Here is a 17,179-nt window from a genome sequence, read left to right as displayed (position 1 = left end):
GCACCCTCAGTACCGGCTGAAGGGCCGCACCCCCGGGTTGGACGCCTGGGTGCGGCCCTTTGGCGTGCCCGGGCCTACGCTGGAGCTATGTACGCACGGCGACGGCACGTGTACTTCGCCATGATGGGGACGTGCATCGCACTCTTCGTCCTGGCGTGGGGAGTGGTACGCCTCTGGTCGGTGCCCGCCGCGGTCGGCATGTGTGTGGTGGCCATGGTCATCCCGCCCGTCGCCGCGATGATCGCCAACCGGCGGGGCCCCGAGGACCGCTGGTGGGACGACCCCTCCGGCGACCAGCAGTCCGACGAGTGGTGGGACGAGCTGGACGGCAAGAAACGCCGGTGACGCGGCGGTCTCAGTAGACGAGAGCCTGCGTCTCGTCCCCCAGCGCCTCCTGGACGAAGACCTGCGCGCCCGCGATCCGAACGCCCTCGAGGACGTCCTTCTCCGTGATGTCCCGGCGGGCCGCGCACTGGGTGCACAGGGTGACGCGGCCGGCCGCCAGGACGGAGTCCAGCAGGTCGGGCAGCGGGGCGGCGTGCGGCAGTTCGAACTCGGCGGCCCGGCCCGGCAGGGCGAACCACGCGGACTCGCCGGTCAGCCACAGGGAGACCTCGACGCCGCTGGCCACGGCCACCGCCGCGACCGTGAACGCCTGCGAGCAGCGTTCGGGGGCATCGGCCCCCGCCGTCACCTTGATCACGAGCTTCTTCGCCATGCCCGAATCGTAATCCGTCCCCCTACAACTCCATGCACATGCCATGGGTCTCCTGTGCGGCGCGGATGACGGAATCCACGCTTCCCGTTCTGTAGGGGTATGCCTTGGAAATACCAGAAACTGAAGAAAAATCAGAAACATCAGAAATACCAGAAATACCAGAAAGACCTGAACCTCCGGTACGACGCCCCAGCCGCCCGGCCGCGCTGATCGCCGCCGGCGCCGTCCTCGGCGTCGTCGCGGGCGCCTGCGCCGGTTACCTCGTGCAGGCCGACCGCTCGCCCACGAAGCTGCCCCCGCTGTCCCAGCCCGTCGTCCGCCAGGCCAAGGGCGACTTCGAGCCCCTGACGGCCGCGCAGGACCGCCGCGTGAAGACCGACGGCGACCTGCGCAAGCTGCTGCTGCAGCGGCCGCGAGGCGCACGGGACACCGGATTCTCGGACTCCGACGGCTGGATGGACCTGGCCGACTACGCGGGCACGTACGGCAAGCCGGCCGTGGCCTTCGGCAACGAGCTCGAGAACGAGTTCCGGCGCGCCGCCGTCACCAGCTGGCGGATCGGCGGCACGTACACCGTCGAGATCCGGCTCGTGCAGTACCGGCAGGAGACGAAGCTGACCGCCGCGGAGCACGTGGAGGACCAGCAGTACTGGTCGGAGCGGAAGCCGGACACCGACAGCCGGCCCGTACCCGGCACCGGTGACGGCATGGCATACGTGCACCACCGGCCAAAGACCAAGGCCGGATACCTGCCGCAGTACCAGGCCGAGGCCCAGGCCTCGCGCGGCGACATCGTCATGGAGGTCTGGATCTCCAGCACCAGGCCGGTCCCCGAGGAGAAGATCATGGATCTGGCGGAGCGGCAGGCGGCCCGCCTGTGAACGAGTCGTCCAACGAGCGTCGCGTGGGCCGGATCGTCGGGGCCGGTCTGCTGGCCGTCGCGGTCGTCGCGGGTGTGGGATTCACCGCGGTGACCGTGTCCGACGCCGACCGGGATCCCGGGAAGCCGGTCTGGAAGTTCCCCAAGGCGGACCGCAAGGACCAGCAGCCCGAGGAGGCGACGGGGCTGCGCGGGCTGCTGCTGCCCTACGACGAGAGCGCCGTCGGTTACAAACGAGGGCCGGACATCGGCAGTTTCGGCTCCGATGCCGAGCTCAGCGGGCGCCAGGCCACCGCTCTGCGCAAGGAGTCGATCCGCGACCTGCCGCCGCAGACCCGGCGGAAGCTGGAGCAAGTGATCGACAAGCAGCACATCGAGGGCATGGCGATGCGCAGCTACGCGCGCGCCGACGGCTGGTCGGTCTCCGAGAAGCACGCCTTCACCCTCAGCTTCGAGCTGGTGCGGATGGCGAACCGGGACTCCGTCCGCGACCTCTCCACCGCCCAGAACCAGCTGTTCACCGCCCTCCACGTCTTCCGCAAGGGCCCGGCCGTCGAGGGCCACAAGAACGCCGCCTGCTTCCTCACACCGAAGGACGACGGCGAGAAGTTCGACCGTATGTTCTGCTCCGCCTACGAGGGCAATGTGCTGGTCGGCGTCAACGTGTCCGGAAACCGCCCGCTCGACACCAACGCCGTCGCCCTCTTCATCGGGCGCCAGCTCGACCGCATCAAGGACCCCGGGAAGGCCGTATGACCGAGCAGCAGACGCCCGCGACGCCCGCGCCGGTGCCCGCCGCCGACGTACCACCGGCGCCCGGGACGCCGCCCGCCGCACCCGCCCCCGCCCCCGCACCCGCGAAGAAGGACCGCCGGGTCCTGCGCGCCGTCCTGCGCTGGACCGCGGCCGTCGTGGTCTTCGCGGCGGCCGGCTCCGCGACGGCGTACGGCATCACGCGGATGGACCGCACCGACGTCCCCGGCCTCGCCACCGGGCAGGACGGCCGCTGGGACTACCCGGAGATCGTCCGGCCGCCGCTGCCCGCCGGCAGCCCGGCCCCGTTCGCCGACTCCAACAAGGCCCTCGCCCACTACGCCGACCTGCGCGGGCTGGTGCTGCCGGCGCCGGAGGGCGCCAAGGCCGACAAGGCGCTCGCCGGTGACCACGGATGGGTGAAGCCGAAGGTGTTCCTCGCGGAGTACGCCTCCGAGGACGACCGGGACACCCTCCGGGGCGTCCTCACCGACCAGGGCCTGAGGCACATCGCCGCCCGCGGCTGGACCATGCCCGACGGCACCCGGACCCGGATCTACCTGCTCCAGTTCGACACCGCGCTGGTCGCCGGAGCCGTCCAGCAGGACGAGTTCTCCGGTTACGACGAGCCTCCCCACGTCCTGCGCGGGGCACCCCGGGCGCAGCTGGACGAGGCGTTCCCCGAGGCCGCGACGGACGGACACGCGACGCACTACGCCTACGTCGAGCCGAAGCCGTACGGCGCCGAGCAGGTGCGCCAGGCCTACGTCGCCGCCGGTGACGTCCTCGGGCTCGTCGTGCAGTCGCGCGAGGGCGGTGCGAAGGCCGTCCCGTTCCAGCAGACGGTGGTCCTGCAGAGCCAGCTGCTCGGCTGACCCGCGCGAGGCCGTACCTCGCAGGGAGAGCCGGACCCCGGCCGCGTAAGCTGGGGCCCGGCTCTGTGTACGCCCACCCTCGCTCAAGGAGCACCCGTGGAGATCTTCTTCGAAACCCTGCTGGTCCTGGTCTGCGTCGGCGTTCTCGCCTTCGCCGGGCTGACCGTGAAGAAGCTGTACCAGGGCCAGCGCTGACCCCCATCAAGGAACTGCCGACGTCATGATCGAGATCCCGTCCGACCTCCACAAGGACCTGGTCCCCCTCGCTTTCCTGCTCGGTAACTGGGCGGGCGCGGGCGTGCACGACTTCCCCGGCTCGCAGAAGTGCAACTTCGGGCAGGAGGTCAGCTTCACCCACGACGGCCGGGACTTCCTGGAGTACCGCTCCCACACCTGGGTGCTGGACAACGACGGCAACAAGGTCCGCCCGCTGGAGTCGGAGTCCGGCTTCTGGCGGATCGACGCCGACCGCAAGGTCGAGGTCACGATGACCCGCGACGACGGCGTGATCGAGATCTGGTACGGCGAGATGGCCGTCAAGAAGCCGCAGATCGACCTGGTCACGGACGCGGTGGCCCGCACGGCCGCCTCCCGCCCCTACAGCGGCGGCAAGCGCCTGTACGGCTACGTCAAGAGCGACCTGATGTGGGTCGGCGAGAAGCAGACGCCCGAGGTCGAGCTGCGCCCCTACATGTCGGCCCACCTGAAGAAGGTCGTCACCCCGGAGGACGTCGAGCGCTGGGCCAAGGCCCTCCCGGACGACCTGCCGGACGACGGGATCGCCTTCTTCAAGTAGCCCTAGACTTCTTGGTGTGGTGAGCACCGACTGGAAGAGCGACCTAAGGCAGCGCGGCTACCGGCTGACGCCGCAGCGGCAACTCGTGCTCGAAGCCGTGGACACCCTTGAGCACGCGACCCCCGACGACATCCTCGTGGAAGTGAGGAAGACGGCGTCGGGGGTCAACATTTCCACGGTCTACCGGACGCTGGAGCTCCTGGAGGAGCTCGGCCTGGTCAGCCACGCCCATCTGGGGCACGGCGCTCCCACCTATCACCTGGCGGACCGGCACCACCACATCCACCTGGTCTGCCGGGACTGCCAGAACGTGATCGAGGCGGATGTCGCGGTGGCGGCCGAGTTCACGGCCAAGCTGCGCGAGACGTTCGGCTTCGACACGGACATGAAGCACTTCGCGATCTTCGGCCGCTGCAAGGACTGCTCGCTCAAGGGTTCAAGTACCAAGTCGTAGGCTTACCGGTATGAAGAGTCCTCTGCTGTCCCTGCCCGGCGCCGTTCCCGCCGAGGGTGTGGACGAAGGCGTCGCCGCCCACTACGGCGACCTGTTCCGCGAGCAGCGTGCCCTCGCCGACGGCACCGGATTCGTCGACCTGTCCCACCGCGGCGTCGTCGCCGTGACCGGCGAGGACCGGCTGAGCTGGCTGCACCTGCTGCTCACCCAGCACGTCAGCGAACTCCCCTCGGGCCAGGCCACCGAGGCGCTGATCCTGTCCGCGCACGGCCACATCGAGCACGCGCTGTACCTGGTGGACGACGGTGAGACGGTCTGGGCGCATGTGGAGCCCGGCACCCAGGAGGCGCTGCTGGCGTACCTGGAGTCGATGAAGTTCTTCTACCGGGTCGAGGTCGCCGACCGCACGGCGGACACCGCGGTGGTGCACCTGCCGGCCGGTTCGATCGCCGAGGTGCCCGAGGGTGTCGTCGTACGCGAGACGCCGTACGGCCGCGACCTGTTCCTGCCCCGCGAGGACCTGGAGTCGTATGCCGGGTCCGCCGGTCCGCCGGCCGGGATCCTCGCCCACGAGGCGCTGCGCGTCGAGCACCACCGCCCCCGCCTCGGCTTCGAGACCGACCACCGCACCATCCCGCACGAGCTGGGCTGGATCGGCACGGCGGTCCACCTCCAGAAGGGCTGCTACCGGGGTCAGGAGACGGTCGCCCGTGTCCAGAACCTCGGCAAGCCCCCGCGCCGCCTGGTCTTCCTGCACCTCGACGGCAGCGAGGTCCGGCTGCCGCCGCACGGCACGGAGATCCGCCTCGCCGACGAGGACCCGGACGGCCGGAAGATCGGCGTCATCACCACGTCCGTACGGCACCACGAGCTCGGCCCGGTCGCCCTCGCCCTGGTGAAGCGGAACGTGCCGGTGGACGCGCGGCTGATGGCCGGCGACACGGCGGCGGCGCAGGAGGTCGTCGTCGAGCCCTAGGCCGGGCTCCCAGCGGCTCTAGACCTCGACCAGGACGGTGAACGGGCCGTCGTTCGTCAGTGAGACGCGCATGTGCGCGCCGAAGCGGCCCGTCGCCACCGTGGCGCCCAGTGCGCGCAGCTGGGCGACCACCTCGTCGACGAGCGGCTCGGCCACGTCGCCGGGCGCGGCGGCGTTCCAGGTGGGCCGACGGCCCTTGCGGGCGTCCCCGTAGAGGGTGAACTGGCTGATGACGAGCAGCGGGGCGTCGATGTCGCTGCACGACTTCTCGTCGTGCAGCATCCGGACGGACCACAGCTTGCGGGCGAGCTGGGCCGCCTTCTCCTTGGTGTCCTCGTGCGTCACCCCGACCAGGACGCACAGCCCCTCGCCCACGATCTCGCCCACGGTCTCGCCGTCCACGACGACGCTCGCGCCGTCCACCCTCTGCACCACTGCACGCATGCGGACCATGATGCCGGGTGCCGGCGACGGGCCGTTCGGGGGGCTCCTTTTGATCATTAACCCGCCCATCTGGGGCCGTTCGGGGGTCTTCGGTTACATAGCGGCCACTTGGGGTGGCACGATGCTCCCGTACGCCGGGCGAGGGGACGGTAGAGGCACATGAGTACACCGAGTACCGGGGGGCTGGAGTTGCAGGGGATCCAACGGGCGCCGGTGCAGCGCAGCGACAGCCCGGAGCTCCCCGCACAGCCGCCCGAGAAGGACCTGACCCTGCTGAGCCTTCCGGAACTGCGCACCCTGCGCCGGGACGCGCAGCGCGACGAGGCGGACCTCAGTTACGTACGGCGGCTGCTGCAGGGCCGCATCGACATCCTGCGCGCCGAACTGGCCCGCCGGGGCCCGGCGTCCGTCGTCGCCTCGGACGCCCCGGGAGGCGCGACCGTGATGACCTCCGTGGTGTCCCGGCTCCCGGAGATCCTCACCGACACCCCCGCCCGCCACCGTTCCTCGGCGCGCCACGTCACGCTGGGCACGCCGCACAACGAGGAGTTCCGCCGCCTGGCCGCCGACATGCTCGCCGAGGTCGAGCTCTCCGACCTCCAGGCCCGTACCGACCTGGAACTGAACACCGCCATGGGCCGCCTGGTCCGCTACGAACGGCAGGTCTCCCGCCGCCGCCAGCACCTCCAGCGCACGGCGGACGACTGCAGCGCGGAGATCACGCGGCGGTACCGGGTGGGCGAGGCGCAGGTGGACGACCTGCTGACGTGAGGTGAGTCCTCCCCGCAGGGGGAGGGCCGGCCGGCTCCTGGTCAAGCGGGGCGGTGGTGGGCGGGGTGAAATACCCGCGACTTTCAACCGCCCGCCCCCTACCGTGGCGCACATGACCGACGTACGCCCCGTCCGGGAGTCCGAGCTCACCGACTGGCTGCGCGCCATGAACACCGGCTTCCTCCGCGAGCCGACCGTCGGCGCGGAGCAGCTGGAGGCCCGCCGCCGGCAGTTCGTCCCCGGCCGTCTCCTGGGCGCCTTCGACGGCTCCAGGTGCGTGGCGACCTTCCGCTCCTTCGCCCAGGAGCTCACCGCGGTGGGCGGCGCGGCGGTCCCCGCCGACGCGATATCCAATGTCACGGTCACCGCCACCCACCGCCGCCGCGGCCTGCTCACCCGCATGATGAGCCAGAACCTGGCCGCGGCGAAGGAGCGTGGAGACGTCGTCGCCACCCTGATCGCCGCCGAGTACCCGATCTACGGCCGCTACGGTTTCGGCCCCGCCACCTGGATGACCGAGTGGACCGTCGACGTCCCGCGCGCCGGCCTCGACCCTCGCCGCCCGGTCCCGGGGGACGGCGGCCGGATCGACCTGGTCGACGCCGACGACGTACGCAAGCTCGGCCCCGACCTGCACGACCGCCTCCGCCGTGGCCAGCCCGGCGCGGTCAGCCGCGACGAGCTGTGGTGGCAGGTGAACACCGGCGTCCTACGCCTCGGCGGCGAGTGGACCGAGCCCTTCTACGCCGTCTACCGAGCGCCGTCCGGTGAGGTCGAGGGCCTGGTGTCGTACGAGTGCGACGACAACTGGCGGGGCAAGCAGCCGCACGACACGGCTGAGGTGAACTGGCTGATCGCCTCGACGCCGGCCGCCGAGCGCGCCCTGTGGCACTACCTCTGCTCGATCGACTGGGTGACGAAGGTCAAGAGCGGCTGGCGTTCCCCCGACGATCTGCTGCCCTGCTTCCTCCCCGACCCGCGGGCCGCCAGGATCACCACGCAGGCCGACTGGCTGTGGGTGCGGATCCTGGACGTCGTACGGGCCCTGGAGGCGCGGACCTACGACGGGGAGGGCTCGCTGGTGCTGGAGATCGCCGACCGGCAGGGGCCGGCCGGCGGCCGGTTCCGGCTGGAGGCGTCGCCCGAGGGCGCGTCCTGCACGCCGGCGGCCACCGCGAGCGCCGAACTCACCCTGGAGGCCGGTGACCTGGCCGCCGTATGGCTGGGCGACGAGTCGGTGGCACGGCTCGTGGCGCTCGGCCGGGCCCAGGAAGACCGAGCGGGCGCCGCCCGAGTGGCCGACGCCCTGCTGCGTACGTCCAGGCGCCCGTGGTGCCCGGACATGTTCTGAGGGCTCCCTCCTGCCGAGGACAGTGCTGATGCATCCGTAGCTTTGACTGTTGAGTTGTGGCTGTGCGCATCCATCCGTATTGAGTTGTCGGTGTTCAGTTGTGGCTGTGCTCCGGTCCGGGCTCCCGGCTCCCCTCCGGAAGGGAACCCGGTCGGCCAACCAACAGGAACCTTGACCATGTTCCTTGAGTTGGCTGCCAACTCCACTGTGCTTATCTCCGCTTGGAAGCGTCTCATAACCACCTTTCACTGAACTGCCGCAAGATGGCGGGAAGTTGTACTGTTTGACCGTGGACCCGGAACACGCCTCCGCCAATGGACGGAAGAGGTCACCACGGCCACAGAAGTCACATCGCGAGGTGGCCGACGAACTGCGCGCCCGGATCAGGTCCGGCGCGCTGCGGCCGGGCCAGCGCATGCCCACCCAGGCCGAACTGGCGGACGAGTTCGGTGTCGAGCGCGGAGCCGTGCGCCAGGCGCTGCGCATCCTGCAGTCGGAGCATCTGCTCATCAACGTCTCCAAGGGCAGCCCCGCCACCGTGGCCCCGGACCTGGGCCAGGGCCCGGCCGGACCGCCCGCCCCGCCCGAACCCACCATGGTGGGCCTCGCCCCGCGCACGGCCGCCGCCTTCGCGGCCCCGCACGTCGAGATCGACGCCCTGTGCCTGACCTCCGTCTCGCTCACCCTCGCGATCGGCGAGCCGCTGCGCCAGATCCACGCAGGGCGTATGAAACCGGCCAAGATCGACGTCCGCGTCCTGCTGCCGAGCCGCGACATCGACCTCGCCTTCCCGGCCCCCGTGGACGCCTCCGCCGCCGGCCTGCTGCACCGGCGCTGGCTGGCCCAGCGCAACGCCCAGGGCCAGGTCCTCCAGCACAACCTGCTGGCGCTGCGCGCGACCCACGGCATCGACGTGCACGTCTCCTTCCGCGCGCTGCCGTTCACCCCGCCGGTCAAGCTCTACCTGCTCAACGGCACGGAGGCGCTGTTCGCGTACTACACGCTGGCGCGGCGCGAGCGGGAGATCGGGCACGAACACCTGGAGATGTACGACGCCGAGGGCACCCGGTCGATGCTGTTCGCTTTCGAGCAGGGCGCCGGACTGCGGGACGCGGCCTTCGTGGAGCAGTCGCGCCTGTGGTTCGACGCCCTGTGGGAGACGATCAGTTCGGAGCTGCTGCTCACCTCGTAGGCACGCCCCGGGCGGGTCAGAGGGGCGCGGGCCCCGCGAGCAGGACGGCGAGCAGGACGGCCCCGGCCGAGCTGACGGCCGGGCTCTTGGCCTTGAGGCCCACGGTGAGCAGCAGTACGCCGACGATTCCGGTGGCGCCGTACTTCCACTCGACGAGCCGTTCGAAGCCGACGACGAAGACGGCGGCGAGGAGGGCGAGGGCAGGCACGATAGGTTCCCCCTTCAGGTTGCCGGGAAGCAAAACTTCCGCCAACTAGACCAAGTTGGCAACCAACTCTGCTTAAGTTGTCCCCACTTGGTACCCATCCATAAACAACCTGGACCCAGGAGCGCGTGGCAGTGAACGGCAGCAGAAGGCTCACGGCCCAGGAGATCGCCGACAGCCTCCGGGGACGGATCAGGGCCGGAGACCTCAGGGCCGGGGAGCGCCTGCCCACCCAGGCGGAGCTCGCCGAGGAGTTCGGCGTCGAGCGCGGCACGGTACGCCAGGCCCTGCGGGCACTCCAGGAGGACGGCCTGCTCACCCACGTGAGCAAGGGCAGCCCTCCGCGCATCGCCGAACCGGCCCCCGCCGACGGCAGGCCCCAGCCGACAATGGCCGGTCTGGCTCCTCGCCTGGCCGAGGCCTTCTTCGCGCGGCACGTGCGCATCGACGCGGCCTGCCTGACCGCCGAGTCCCTCATGCTGGCCCTGAGCGAACCGGTCCGCATGATCCACGAGGGCAGCGTCCGCCCCGAGCGCATCGACGTGCGCATCCTGCTGCCGTCCCGGGACATCAACCTCGCCTTCCCGGTCTCCGTCGACGGGCGCGGCGACGACGACCCGGTCCACGGGCGCTGGCTGGCCCAGCGCAACGCCCAGGGCCAGGTCCTCAGGCACAACCTGCACGCCCTGCGCGGCACGCACGGCATCGACGTCCGCGTCACCTTCCGCGCGCTCCCCTTCACCCCGCCGGTGAAGCTCTACCTCCTCAACGACACGGAGGCGCTGATCGGCTACTACACGGTGACCCGCCGCGAGGAGGCCACCGACAGCGGCACGGTGGAGATGTACGACGCCCTCGGCTCGCAGTCCCTGCTCTTCTCCTTCGGGGAGCGGCGGGGCCGGCGGGACGAGGCGTTCGTGCAGCAGTCGCGGAAGTGGTTCGACGCCCTCTGGGAAACCATCACCACGGACCTGACACTTTCCTGATGACTTCTGATGCGATGGGGAACGAACCGATGGCCATGGGGACCGAGGACACGACGGAAGCGCTCCGGCATGTGGTCACCCGGGCCCGGGTGGTGCTGTGGGATTTCGACGGCCCCGTCTGCCGCCTGTTCGCGGGGCACCGAGCGGACCGGGTGGCCGACGGGCTGGTGGAGTGGCTGGAGGGCCACGGGTTGCGCGGGGTGCTGACCGAGGCGGAGCGGGAATCGCTGGACCCGCAGGTCCTGTTGCGCGCCGTGGACCGCCGCTACCCCGGCTCCGACCTGGTGGCGGAACTGGAGGAACGTCTCACCCAGGAGGAGTCGCAGGCCGTCGCGTCCGCGATGCCCACCGCGTACGCCGATCCCCTGATCCGCACCTGGTCCGCCGTCGGAGTCCGGCCGGCCGTCACGACGAACAACTCCCCGCGGGCGGTCCGCGCCTATCTGGAAGGCCGCGGCCTGCTCGGCTGCTTCTCCTCCCACATCTACGGCCGCACCCGGGACGTGCGCCGTCTGAAGCCCGACCCGGACTGCCTCACCCGCGCCCTGCACGCGACGGGGGCGGCACCCCAGGACGCCCTGATGATCGGCGACTCACCCACGGACTGGCAGGCCGCGTCAGAGATCGGCGTTCCCTTCCTCGGCTACGCGCGCAACGACCGCAAGGACAAGCTCCTGCGGGCGGCCGGCGCCGGGCACGTCGTCCGCACGCTGGAGACCGTGCTGCGCATCGTCCGTCGGTGACGGACCAGTCAAATCCACTTCTTCATGAGCGATTGGACTGCTGGTGAGAGAGGCGCCGGCCATGCACCTCAGGCCTGGGTCATCAGCAGCACGAGCAGTACGGCGCCGATGGAGGAGCAGGTCGCGTTCTGACCCTTGATCCCGACACCGATGAGGAGGAGGGAAAGGACGCCGACTCCTCCGTAGCGCGTCTGGATCACGTGGTCGAAGCCCATGGTGAGGGCAGCGGACACCAGTTGGGTGACGATCATGACTCCCCCTGTCGTCGCATACGCGATGCGATCAACTTGTCGTCCAATTGGGCTGATCTGGCCCATCATGTTTGTGCCCTTATCCCGTGATCGCTTAACCAGCAGGGGAGTTGGACCGACGATTTGACTGGAATAGGGTTGGCGACCACCTTGGCGCCCAACTCTCACCAAGTTGCCGAGGCTTGGTTGGTCTCAATAAACAACCCTGCGACAACTCCCCGTAGATGGATCAAAGTTGTAGCGTTTGGTCGTGACCAAGGAGTACGTGGCAGTGGACCGCAGCAAGAGGTTCTCGCCCCGGGAGATCGCCGACGCCCTGCGGGAACGGATCCGTGTCGGCGACCTGAGGGTGGGTGACCGTCTGCCCACGCAGGCGGAGCTGGCCGAGGAGTTCGGCGTGGAACGCGGCGCCGTGCGCCAGGCGTTGCGACTGCTGCACGAGTCCGGGCTGCTGAGCGATGTGAGCAAGGGCAGTCCGCCGCGCATCGCCGAACTGGTCGCGCCCCGGAGCGGGCCCCAGCCGACGATGGTGGGGCTGTCACCCAGGCTGACGGAGGCGCTCGCGGTCCCGCACGTCCGGATCGACGTCGTCTGTCATACGGCCGAGACGCTGATGGTGGCCCTCGGCGAGCCACTTCGCCTGATCCACGAGGGCCGTATCCGCCCTGACGCGATCGACGTCCGGATTCTCGTGCCCTCCCGGGACATCACGCTCGCCTTTCCGGTGCCCGTCGAGGGGCCGAGCGGCGACGACTCCGTCCATCGGCGCTGGCTCGCGATGCGCAACGCCCAGGGCCAGGTCCTCCAGCACAACCTGAAGGCCCTGCGGTCCACGCACGGCATCGACGTGCGGGTGGCCTTCCGCGCCCTGCCCTTCACCCCTCCCATCAAGATGTACCTGCTCAACGGCGAGGAGGTGCTGCTCGGGTACTACATGCTGACCCGGCGCGAGGAGGAGTGGGACAGCCAGACGCTCGACATGTACGACGCCCTCGGCTCCAGGTCTCTGCTCTTCTCCTTCGAGAAGAGAGCCGGCGAGCGGGACGCGGCGTTCGTGGAGGAATCGCAGAAGTGGTTCGACGCCCTCTGGGAAACCATCACCACGAACCTGACACTCTCCTAGTGACTTCTGATACGGCACAGACTCACCCGGTGACGGAACAGAGAGCCGCTCTGCGCGAGCTGGTCAGGGGCGCGCGGGTCGTGCTCTGGGACTTCGACGGACCGATCTGCGGTCTCTTCGCCGGTCATTCGGCACAACGGGTGGCCGGGGAGCTGAGGCAGTGGCTCGGGGAGCGGGGCCTGCGCGAACTGCTGACGGATGCCGCGCAGGACTCGCCCGACCCGCACGAGCTGCTGCGTGCCGTGGACCGCCTGTGCCCCGGCAGCGACCTGGTGGCGGAACTGGAGGAACGTCTCACCAGAGAGGAACTCCTCGCCGCCGCCACGGCGATGCCGACCGCGTACGCGGACCCGCTGATCCGCACCTGGACGGCCGTCGGCTCGCGACTGGCCGTCACCAGCAACAACTCCGCCCGGGCCGTGCGGGCGTATCTGGACAGCCGCGGTCTGCTGGCCTGCTTCGCCCCGCACGTCTACGGTCGGACCCGGGACCTCCGCCGGCTCAAGCCGGACCCCTACTGCCTCGAACGCGCCCTGACGGCGATGGGGGCGGAGCCCGCCACCGCGGTGATGATCGGCGACGCTCCCACCGACTTCACCGCCGCCTCGCTCACGGGTGTGCCCTTCATCGGCTACGCGACCAGCGAGGAGAGGCTGGAGGGGTTGCGGGAGGCCGGGGCCGAGACGGTCGTGGACTCGCTCGAACCACTGCTGCGGGCCCTTCGGGACGATTGACGCCGAGTTGACGGATCTCGATCAAGATTCACCTTCAACCATCAGTCCAATAGGATGGATTGCGCGGCCGAAAGTAGTGCGCTCCGGGTGAGAGGGCGTTAGGTTCGACCTGTGGCTACCTCAGGACATGCGGAGAGCGGAGCAAGGGCGTCCACGTTGGTGGAGTCCACGCTTCGGGAGCAGCTGGCGAACGGGACCTACCGTGCCGGCCAGCCACTGCCGACCCAGCGGCTGCTGGCCCAGGAGTTCGGGGTCAGCCGGGACACCATTCAGCGGGTCCTGCGCAAGCTGACGGACGAGGGATGGATCGAGTCCCGGCAGGGCAGCGGTATGCGCGTACTGAAGGTGCCGCAGGTGGAGCCGAGGGACCGGCGCCACGAGCGGCGGGAGATCACCTCGCTGGGCCCGTTGCTCCACCACGCCTTCGAGCAGCCCGAGGTCGTCCTCGACACCTTCGCGCTGACCTCCGAGACGCTGTGGAACCACCTGAAGGTCCAGGCCGAGCGGGTGGCCGCCGGCGAGGTCGCTCCGGCGCGGGTGCGGCTGCGCATGCTCCTGCCCTCGGAGCGGGTGAAGCTGGCCTATCCCGCCGCCAAGGACCCTGAGGACGACCGGGTCTGGCAGCGCTGGCGGGCCATGGCCCGGCGGTACGCCATCGAGATCACGAGCCTGATGGGGCACCTGCGGGAACGGGGGGTGGACGCCCAGGCGGAGATCCGCCGGGTGGCGATGACCCCGCAGCACAAGCTGTACGTGATCAACGAGGACGACCTGCTGTTCGGTCTGTACGAGGTGTTCGAGCGCACGATCCCCCTGGACGACGGAACCTCTGTCGAGGCGTTGGACGTGCTCGGTCTCGGCTCGGTGCTCACCCACTACCGCAGGGAGCCGGCGGACAGCGAGTCGCATGACGGCCGGATCTTTGCGACGATGCGCGCCAGTTTCGACTCGTATTGGGAGCGTTTGAGCGAGGTCGACACCGACCTCTGAAGGACCGCCCACATAGTGAGATGACGTGAGAACGGGCACCTGGCCCACTATCCTCCGCGCATGTCGCACCATCTGCCCCGCAGGGCGCACCTGTCTCTCGTGCGCGTCTTCGCGGAGGCGCGGCGCCGCAGCCCCGATGGGGAGGTGGTTTCCGGCCATCACAACATCAACCGCATCGCGGCCCTGCGGCAACCGCTGGCGTTCCTCCTCGGGAGGCCGTCCGGGCGGATTCTCGCCAAGTTCCGCACACCCTTTCCCACCGTCGAGGTGGTACCCCGTATCTGGCCCAGCGAGGCGCGGGTGCTGCGCGCGCTGGAAAGCCGTCTGAGTGGCATTCCCCGCTGTCTGGCCGACTTCGGAGAATGGTCACTGCACGAGTACATCGACGGACGGGCCTTGTCCGACGCCGTTCCCGAAGGGCCCGTCGGCAGCGAACGGATCATGGTGCTGGCCGAATTCTTCGCGTCCCTCGCCGATGTCACGGCGGACGAACTGCCGCCGCTTCCCGCGGACTGGCCGTGCGACGCCGACAGCCGTGGTTTCCTGGAGTGGATCGCGCGGTTCGCGAAAGAGAGGGTGCACCAGGCCAATCAGCCGCGTTTCGGAGCGCTCTTCGAGGCGGTCGGCATTCCGGCGGACGCCATCGACCGCTTCATGAGCTCGGTGCCCACCCTCACGTCGCGTCCGTTCGTGCTGCTCCATACGGACGTCCATCGCGCCAATGTGGTGGTGGTGCCGACGCCGGACGGCGAGCGCCTGTCGGTGATCGACTGGGAACTCGCGCTGTTCGGTGACCCTTTGCATGACCTGGCGACGCATGTGGTGCGGATGGGCTACGACAAGACGGAGCAGGAGCTGATGGTCCGTATGTGGACAGACGCCATGCGCCGTGCGGGTCATGAGGCGTTGTCCGCGGGCATGGAGGTCGATCTGCCCGTCTACCTCGGTTTCGAGTACGCCCAGTCGGTGTTCCCGGATGTGATGCGGGCCGCGCTGCTTCTTCCGGACCACCCCGGCGAACGCGACCTGCGCCTCGCGGCCGAGCGCGTCCGCCGTGCTCTCCAGCGGGCGCGTGAGCCGCTGGGGCTCGTGGACGAAGTACTCGACGAACAGGCGGTCGTCGACGCCTTGTGTGAGTGGAAAGCGGCCGACGTGAGCTGCCGTCTGTGAGTGAGGGGGGAGTCCGGCACGTGGTCGCTCTCAGAGCGTCGGAGGCGCGTACCTGGGCGGATGAGCTGAGCGGCGATCCGGGCAGTGTCGTCGGGCCGCTCCAGGGTTATCACCACGAAACGTATGTGTTCCCTCTGCCGGACGGCCCGCGCGTCAAGTGCCGGGAGCCGCGGGCGGAAATCCTCTGGTACGACCGGAGGTGCTTCAACTCGGAAGAACGACTGCTCAGCGAGCTGCAGGGGCGCGTCAACGGGGTCCCCGAGGTCCTCCAGCTCGCGGGGATCGGCCTCCAGCGGTTCATCGAGGGCCAGACCCTCGGTGAGCTGTACGGGGAAAGCCGCCGCATACCCGACGCGGTCGCCCGCCAGATCGTGGACCTGTTCAGGCAGATGACGCGGATCACCCCGGACACGCTCACCGTGGAACGACGGTGCGGGTTCGACGACCGCCCGTCCGACGGCGACAGCGACGGCTTCCTGGAACGGCTGATCGCTTTCGCCGAGGAACGGGTCTACTACTGGAACCTCACGCGGTTCGGAAGTCTGTTCGCTGAGCTGGGGGTCGGCGACGAATCCTTCCGTTACCTGCGGAAGCACGTCGCGGGCCTCGGGGAACGCCCCTTCTGTCTCCTCCACGCGGACCTGCACCGCGAGAACCTGATCATCGACCACGACGGATGTTTATGGGTGATCGACTGGGAACTGGCGATGCTGGGGGATCCGCTGTACGACCTGGCCACCCATCTGCACCTCATGCGCTATCCGATGAGCCAGCAGCACCGTATCGCCGGGGAGTGGTCCCGGGTCGTGGAGGAAATCCGCCCCCGCAGCTCATACGGATGGGAGCATGATCTGCCGCTCCTCCTCGACTTCAAAAGGGCGCAGTCGGTCTTCACCGACGTCATCCGTGTGTCCCTGTCGCTGTGCGACGGAACGGAGTTCCGCTGGGCGGCCCTTCCGCGGGCGGCCCGCAGGCTGGAGGGCATACTCTCCGCCGCCGCCGTGCCTCTCGGCCTCGACCCTGTTCCGAGCACGGGCCGTATAACGGCCGCGCTCACGCGCTGGCACCGCCACGACGCCGGCGTCGTAGGCTCGCCCCATGGTTGAGATGGGCCTGCGCGAGCGCAAGAAGCGCCGGATGTACAGGGACGTCTCGGACGTCGCCGTCCGGCTGTTCCTGGAGAAGGGCTTCGACGCCGTGTCCGTCGCGGAGGTGGCCGCCGCGGCGGAGATCTCCAAGCCGACGCTGTTCAGGTACTTCCCGGCCAAGGAGGACCTCGTCCTGCACCGGATCGCCGACCACGAGGAGGAGGCCGCGCGGGTGGTCGCCGGGGCGGACTCGCCGCTTGAGGCGCTGCGCCGGCACTTCCTGGACGGGCTCGACCGGTGCGATCCGATCACCGGGCTGAACGACGACCCGGGCGTGCTCGCCTTCCACGCGCTGCTGTACGGGACCCCGGCGCTGGTGGCGCGGCTGCACGAGTACCTGGAGAGGTCCGAGGCCGCGCTCGCCCGGGCGCTCGGCGGTGACCTGGACGCGCGGCTCGCCGCCGGGCAGATCGTCGCCGTGCGGCGGATCCTCGCGCAGGAGAACTGGCGGCGGATCGCGGCGGGGGAGCGGGTCGCCGACGTACGGGTGGACGCGGTGGCGGCGGCGGAGCGGGCGTTCGGGTGGCTGGGGGCGGGGCTGCCGTGGCTCGTGGCGGTCCCACGGAACGATTGAGACTCGGTAAAAAATGTAACTCGGTTACGTTATCTGGGTAGGCTG

General features: G+C 69.7%; 22 protein-coding genes. 18 read left to right on the top strand and 4 right to left on the bottom strand.

Features of this window, described 5'->3' with window-relative positions; genetic code table 11:
* The first annotated feature begins 87 nt into the window (after window positions 1-87).
* Entirely contained in the window at window positions 88-345 is a 258-nt protein-coding gene (locus tag ACZ7L0_RS40540; RefSeq protein ID WP_471247602.1) for a DUF3099 domain-containing protein, read from the top strand.
* A 10-nt stretch (window positions 346-355) separates the two neighbouring features.
* Here ACZ7L0_RS40540 and ACZ7L0_RS40535 read toward each other — a convergent pair whose 3' ends face one another.
* Window positions 356-718 carry a DsrE family protein gene (locus ACZ7L0_RS40535; RefSeq protein ID WP_471247601.1) on the bottom strand — a complete coding sequence of 121 codons (363 nt, stop codon included), beginning with the start codon at window positions 716-718 and terminating at the stop codon, window positions 356-358.
* Window positions 719-981: 263 nt separating this feature from the next.
* Between ACZ7L0_RS40535 and ACZ7L0_RS40530 the strand changes: the two genes are divergently transcribed.
* The 6 genes from ACZ7L0_RS40530 to ygfZ all read left to right on the top strand — a co-directional run bounded on the left by ACZ7L0_RS40530 (window position 982) and on the right by ygfZ (window position 5,452).
* The gene (locus ACZ7L0_RS40530; protein ID WP_471247600.1) at window positions 982-1,599 is read left to right on the top strand and encodes a hypothetical protein; all 618 of its coding nucleotides are present in this window, start codon (window positions 982-984) and stop codon (window positions 1,597-1,599) included.
* A complete protein-coding gene (locus tag ACZ7L0_RS40525) occupies window positions 1,596-2,354 on the top strand; it encodes a hypothetical protein (RefSeq protein ID WP_471247599.1) in 759 nt (252 codons plus the stop codon). Before ACZ7L0_RS40530 ends, ACZ7L0_RS40525 begins: the two co-directional genes overlap by 4 nt.
* Window positions 2,351-3,226 carry a hypothetical protein gene (locus ACZ7L0_RS40520; protein ID WP_471247598.1) on the top strand — a complete coding sequence of 292 codons (876 nt, stop codon included), beginning with the start codon at window positions 2,351-2,353 and terminating at the stop codon, window positions 3,224-3,226. Before ACZ7L0_RS40525 ends, ACZ7L0_RS40520 begins: the two co-directional genes overlap by 4 nt.
* 220 nt (window positions 3,227-3,446) lie before the next feature.
* Window positions 3,447-4,022, top strand: coding sequence for a heme-binding beta-barrel domain-containing protein (locus ACZ7L0_RS40515; RefSeq protein WP_471247597.1), 576 nt, complete (start codon window positions 3,447-3,449; stop codon window positions 4,020-4,022).
* A 16-nt stretch (window positions 4,023-4,038) separates the two neighbouring features.
* Complete coding sequence (locus ACZ7L0_RS40510; protein WP_471247596.1) at window positions 4,039-4,476, top strand: Fur family transcriptional regulator; 438 nt, start codon at window positions 4,039-4,041, stop codon at window positions 4,474-4,476.
* Window positions 4,477-4,486: 10 nt separating this feature from the next.
* Entirely contained in the window at window positions 4,487-5,452 is a 966-nt protein-coding gene (gene ygfZ / locus ACZ7L0_RS40505) for a CAF17-like 4Fe-4S cluster assembly/insertion protein YgfZ (RefSeq protein WP_471247595.1), read from the top strand.
* An 18-nt stretch (window positions 5,453-5,470) separates the two neighbouring features.
* Here ygfZ and dtd read toward each other — a convergent pair whose 3' ends face one another.
* A complete protein-coding gene (dtd, locus tag ACZ7L0_RS40500) occupies window positions 5,471-5,896 on the bottom strand; it encodes a D-aminoacyl-tRNA deacylase (RefSeq protein WP_471247594.1) in 426 nt (141 codons plus the stop codon).
* A 159-nt stretch (window positions 5,897-6,055) separates the two neighbouring features.
* Here dtd and ACZ7L0_RS40495 point away from each other — a divergent pair, with 159 nt between their 5' ends.
* The 3 genes from ACZ7L0_RS40495 to ACZ7L0_RS40485 all read left to right on the top strand — a co-directional run bounded on the left by ACZ7L0_RS40495 (window position 6,056) and on the right by ACZ7L0_RS40485 (window position 9,210).
* Complete coding sequence (locus ACZ7L0_RS40495) at window positions 6,056-6,667, top strand: RsiG family protein (RefSeq protein ID WP_471247593.1); 612 nt, start codon at window positions 6,056-6,058, stop codon at window positions 6,665-6,667.
* Window positions 6,668-6,779: 112 nt separating this feature from the next.
* On the top strand, window positions 6,780-8,018 hold the full coding sequence (locus ACZ7L0_RS40490) for a GNAT family N-acetyltransferase (protein WP_471247592.1): 1,239 nt from the start codon (window positions 6,780-6,782) through the stop codon (window positions 8,016-8,018).
* Window positions 8,019-8,301: 283 nt separating this feature from the next.
* The gene (locus tag ACZ7L0_RS40485) at window positions 8,302-9,210 is read left to right on the top strand and encodes a winged helix-turn-helix domain-containing protein (RefSeq protein WP_471247591.1); all 909 of its coding nucleotides are present in this window, start codon (window positions 8,302-8,304) and stop codon (window positions 9,208-9,210) included.
* Window positions 9,211-9,226: 16 nt separating this feature from the next.
* Here ACZ7L0_RS40485 and ACZ7L0_RS40480 read toward each other — a convergent pair whose 3' ends face one another.
* Window positions 9,227-9,418 (bottom strand): hypothetical protein, encoded by a 192-nt coding sequence (locus ACZ7L0_RS40480; protein WP_471247590.1) that lies wholly within the window; start codon window positions 9,416-9,418, stop codon window positions 9,227-9,229.
* A gap of 131 nt (window positions 9,419-9,549) precedes the next feature.
* Here ACZ7L0_RS40480 and ACZ7L0_RS40475 point away from each other — a divergent pair, with 131 nt between their 5' ends.
* Window positions 9,550-10,401 (top strand): winged helix-turn-helix domain-containing protein, encoded by an 852-nt coding sequence (locus ACZ7L0_RS40475; protein ID WP_471247589.1) that lies wholly within the window; start codon window positions 9,550-9,552, stop codon window positions 10,399-10,401.
* Complete coding sequence (locus ACZ7L0_RS40470) at window positions 10,401-11,144, top strand: HAD family hydrolase (protein WP_471247588.1); 744 nt, start codon at window positions 10,401-10,403, stop codon at window positions 11,142-11,144. Before ACZ7L0_RS40475 ends, ACZ7L0_RS40470 begins: the two co-directional genes overlap by 1 nt.
* A gap of 68 nt (window positions 11,145-11,212) precedes the next feature.
* On the opposite strand, the gene ACZ7L0_RS40465 is transcribed toward ACZ7L0_RS40470, so the two are convergent.
* Entirely contained in the window at window positions 11,213-11,395 is a 183-nt protein-coding gene (locus tag ACZ7L0_RS40465; RefSeq protein WP_471247587.1) for a hypothetical protein, read from the bottom strand.
* A gap of 244 nt (window positions 11,396-11,639) precedes the next feature.
* On the opposite strand from ACZ7L0_RS40465, the gene ACZ7L0_RS40460 reads away from it, so the two are divergent.
* From ACZ7L0_RS40460 to ACZ7L0_RS40435, 6 genes are all read left to right on the top strand, one after another.
* A complete protein-coding gene (locus ACZ7L0_RS40460) occupies window positions 11,640-12,518 on the top strand; it encodes a winged helix-turn-helix domain-containing protein (protein WP_471247586.1) in 879 nt (292 codons plus the stop codon).
* Window positions 12,467-13,252 (top strand): HAD family hydrolase, encoded by a 786-nt coding sequence (locus tag ACZ7L0_RS40455; protein WP_471247585.1) that lies wholly within the window; start codon window positions 12,467-12,469, stop codon window positions 13,250-13,252. The genes ACZ7L0_RS40460 and ACZ7L0_RS40455 overlap by 52 nt, the downstream gene beginning before the upstream one ends.
* Before the next feature lie 159 nt (window positions 13,253-13,411).
* On the top strand, window positions 13,412-14,242 hold the full coding sequence (locus tag ACZ7L0_RS40450) for a winged helix-turn-helix domain-containing protein (RefSeq protein ID WP_471247584.1): 831 nt from the start codon (window positions 13,412-13,414) through the stop codon (window positions 14,240-14,242).
* A gap of 60 nt (window positions 14,243-14,302) precedes the next feature.
* Window positions 14,303-15,412 (top strand): phosphotransferase family protein, encoded by a 1,110-nt coding sequence (locus ACZ7L0_RS40445; RefSeq protein ID WP_471247583.1) that lies wholly within the window; start codon window positions 14,303-14,305, stop codon window positions 15,410-15,412.
* Window positions 15,413-15,432: 20 nt separating this feature from the next.
* Entirely contained in the window at window positions 15,433-16,518 is a 1,086-nt protein-coding gene (locus ACZ7L0_RS40440; protein WP_471247582.1) for a phosphotransferase family protein, read from the top strand.
* Window positions 16,511-17,134 (top strand): TetR/AcrR family transcriptional regulator, encoded by a 624-nt coding sequence (locus ACZ7L0_RS40435; RefSeq protein ID WP_471247581.1) that lies wholly within the window; start codon window positions 16,511-16,513, stop codon window positions 17,132-17,134. The genes ACZ7L0_RS40440 and ACZ7L0_RS40435 overlap by 8 nt, the downstream gene beginning before the upstream one ends.
* Window positions 17,135-17,179 lie beyond the last annotated feature (45 nt).

It is taken from the genome of Streptomyces sp. NPDC039424 (assembly GCF_055639495.1).
This window is presented reverse-complemented; position numbering and strand designations above follow the sequence as displayed.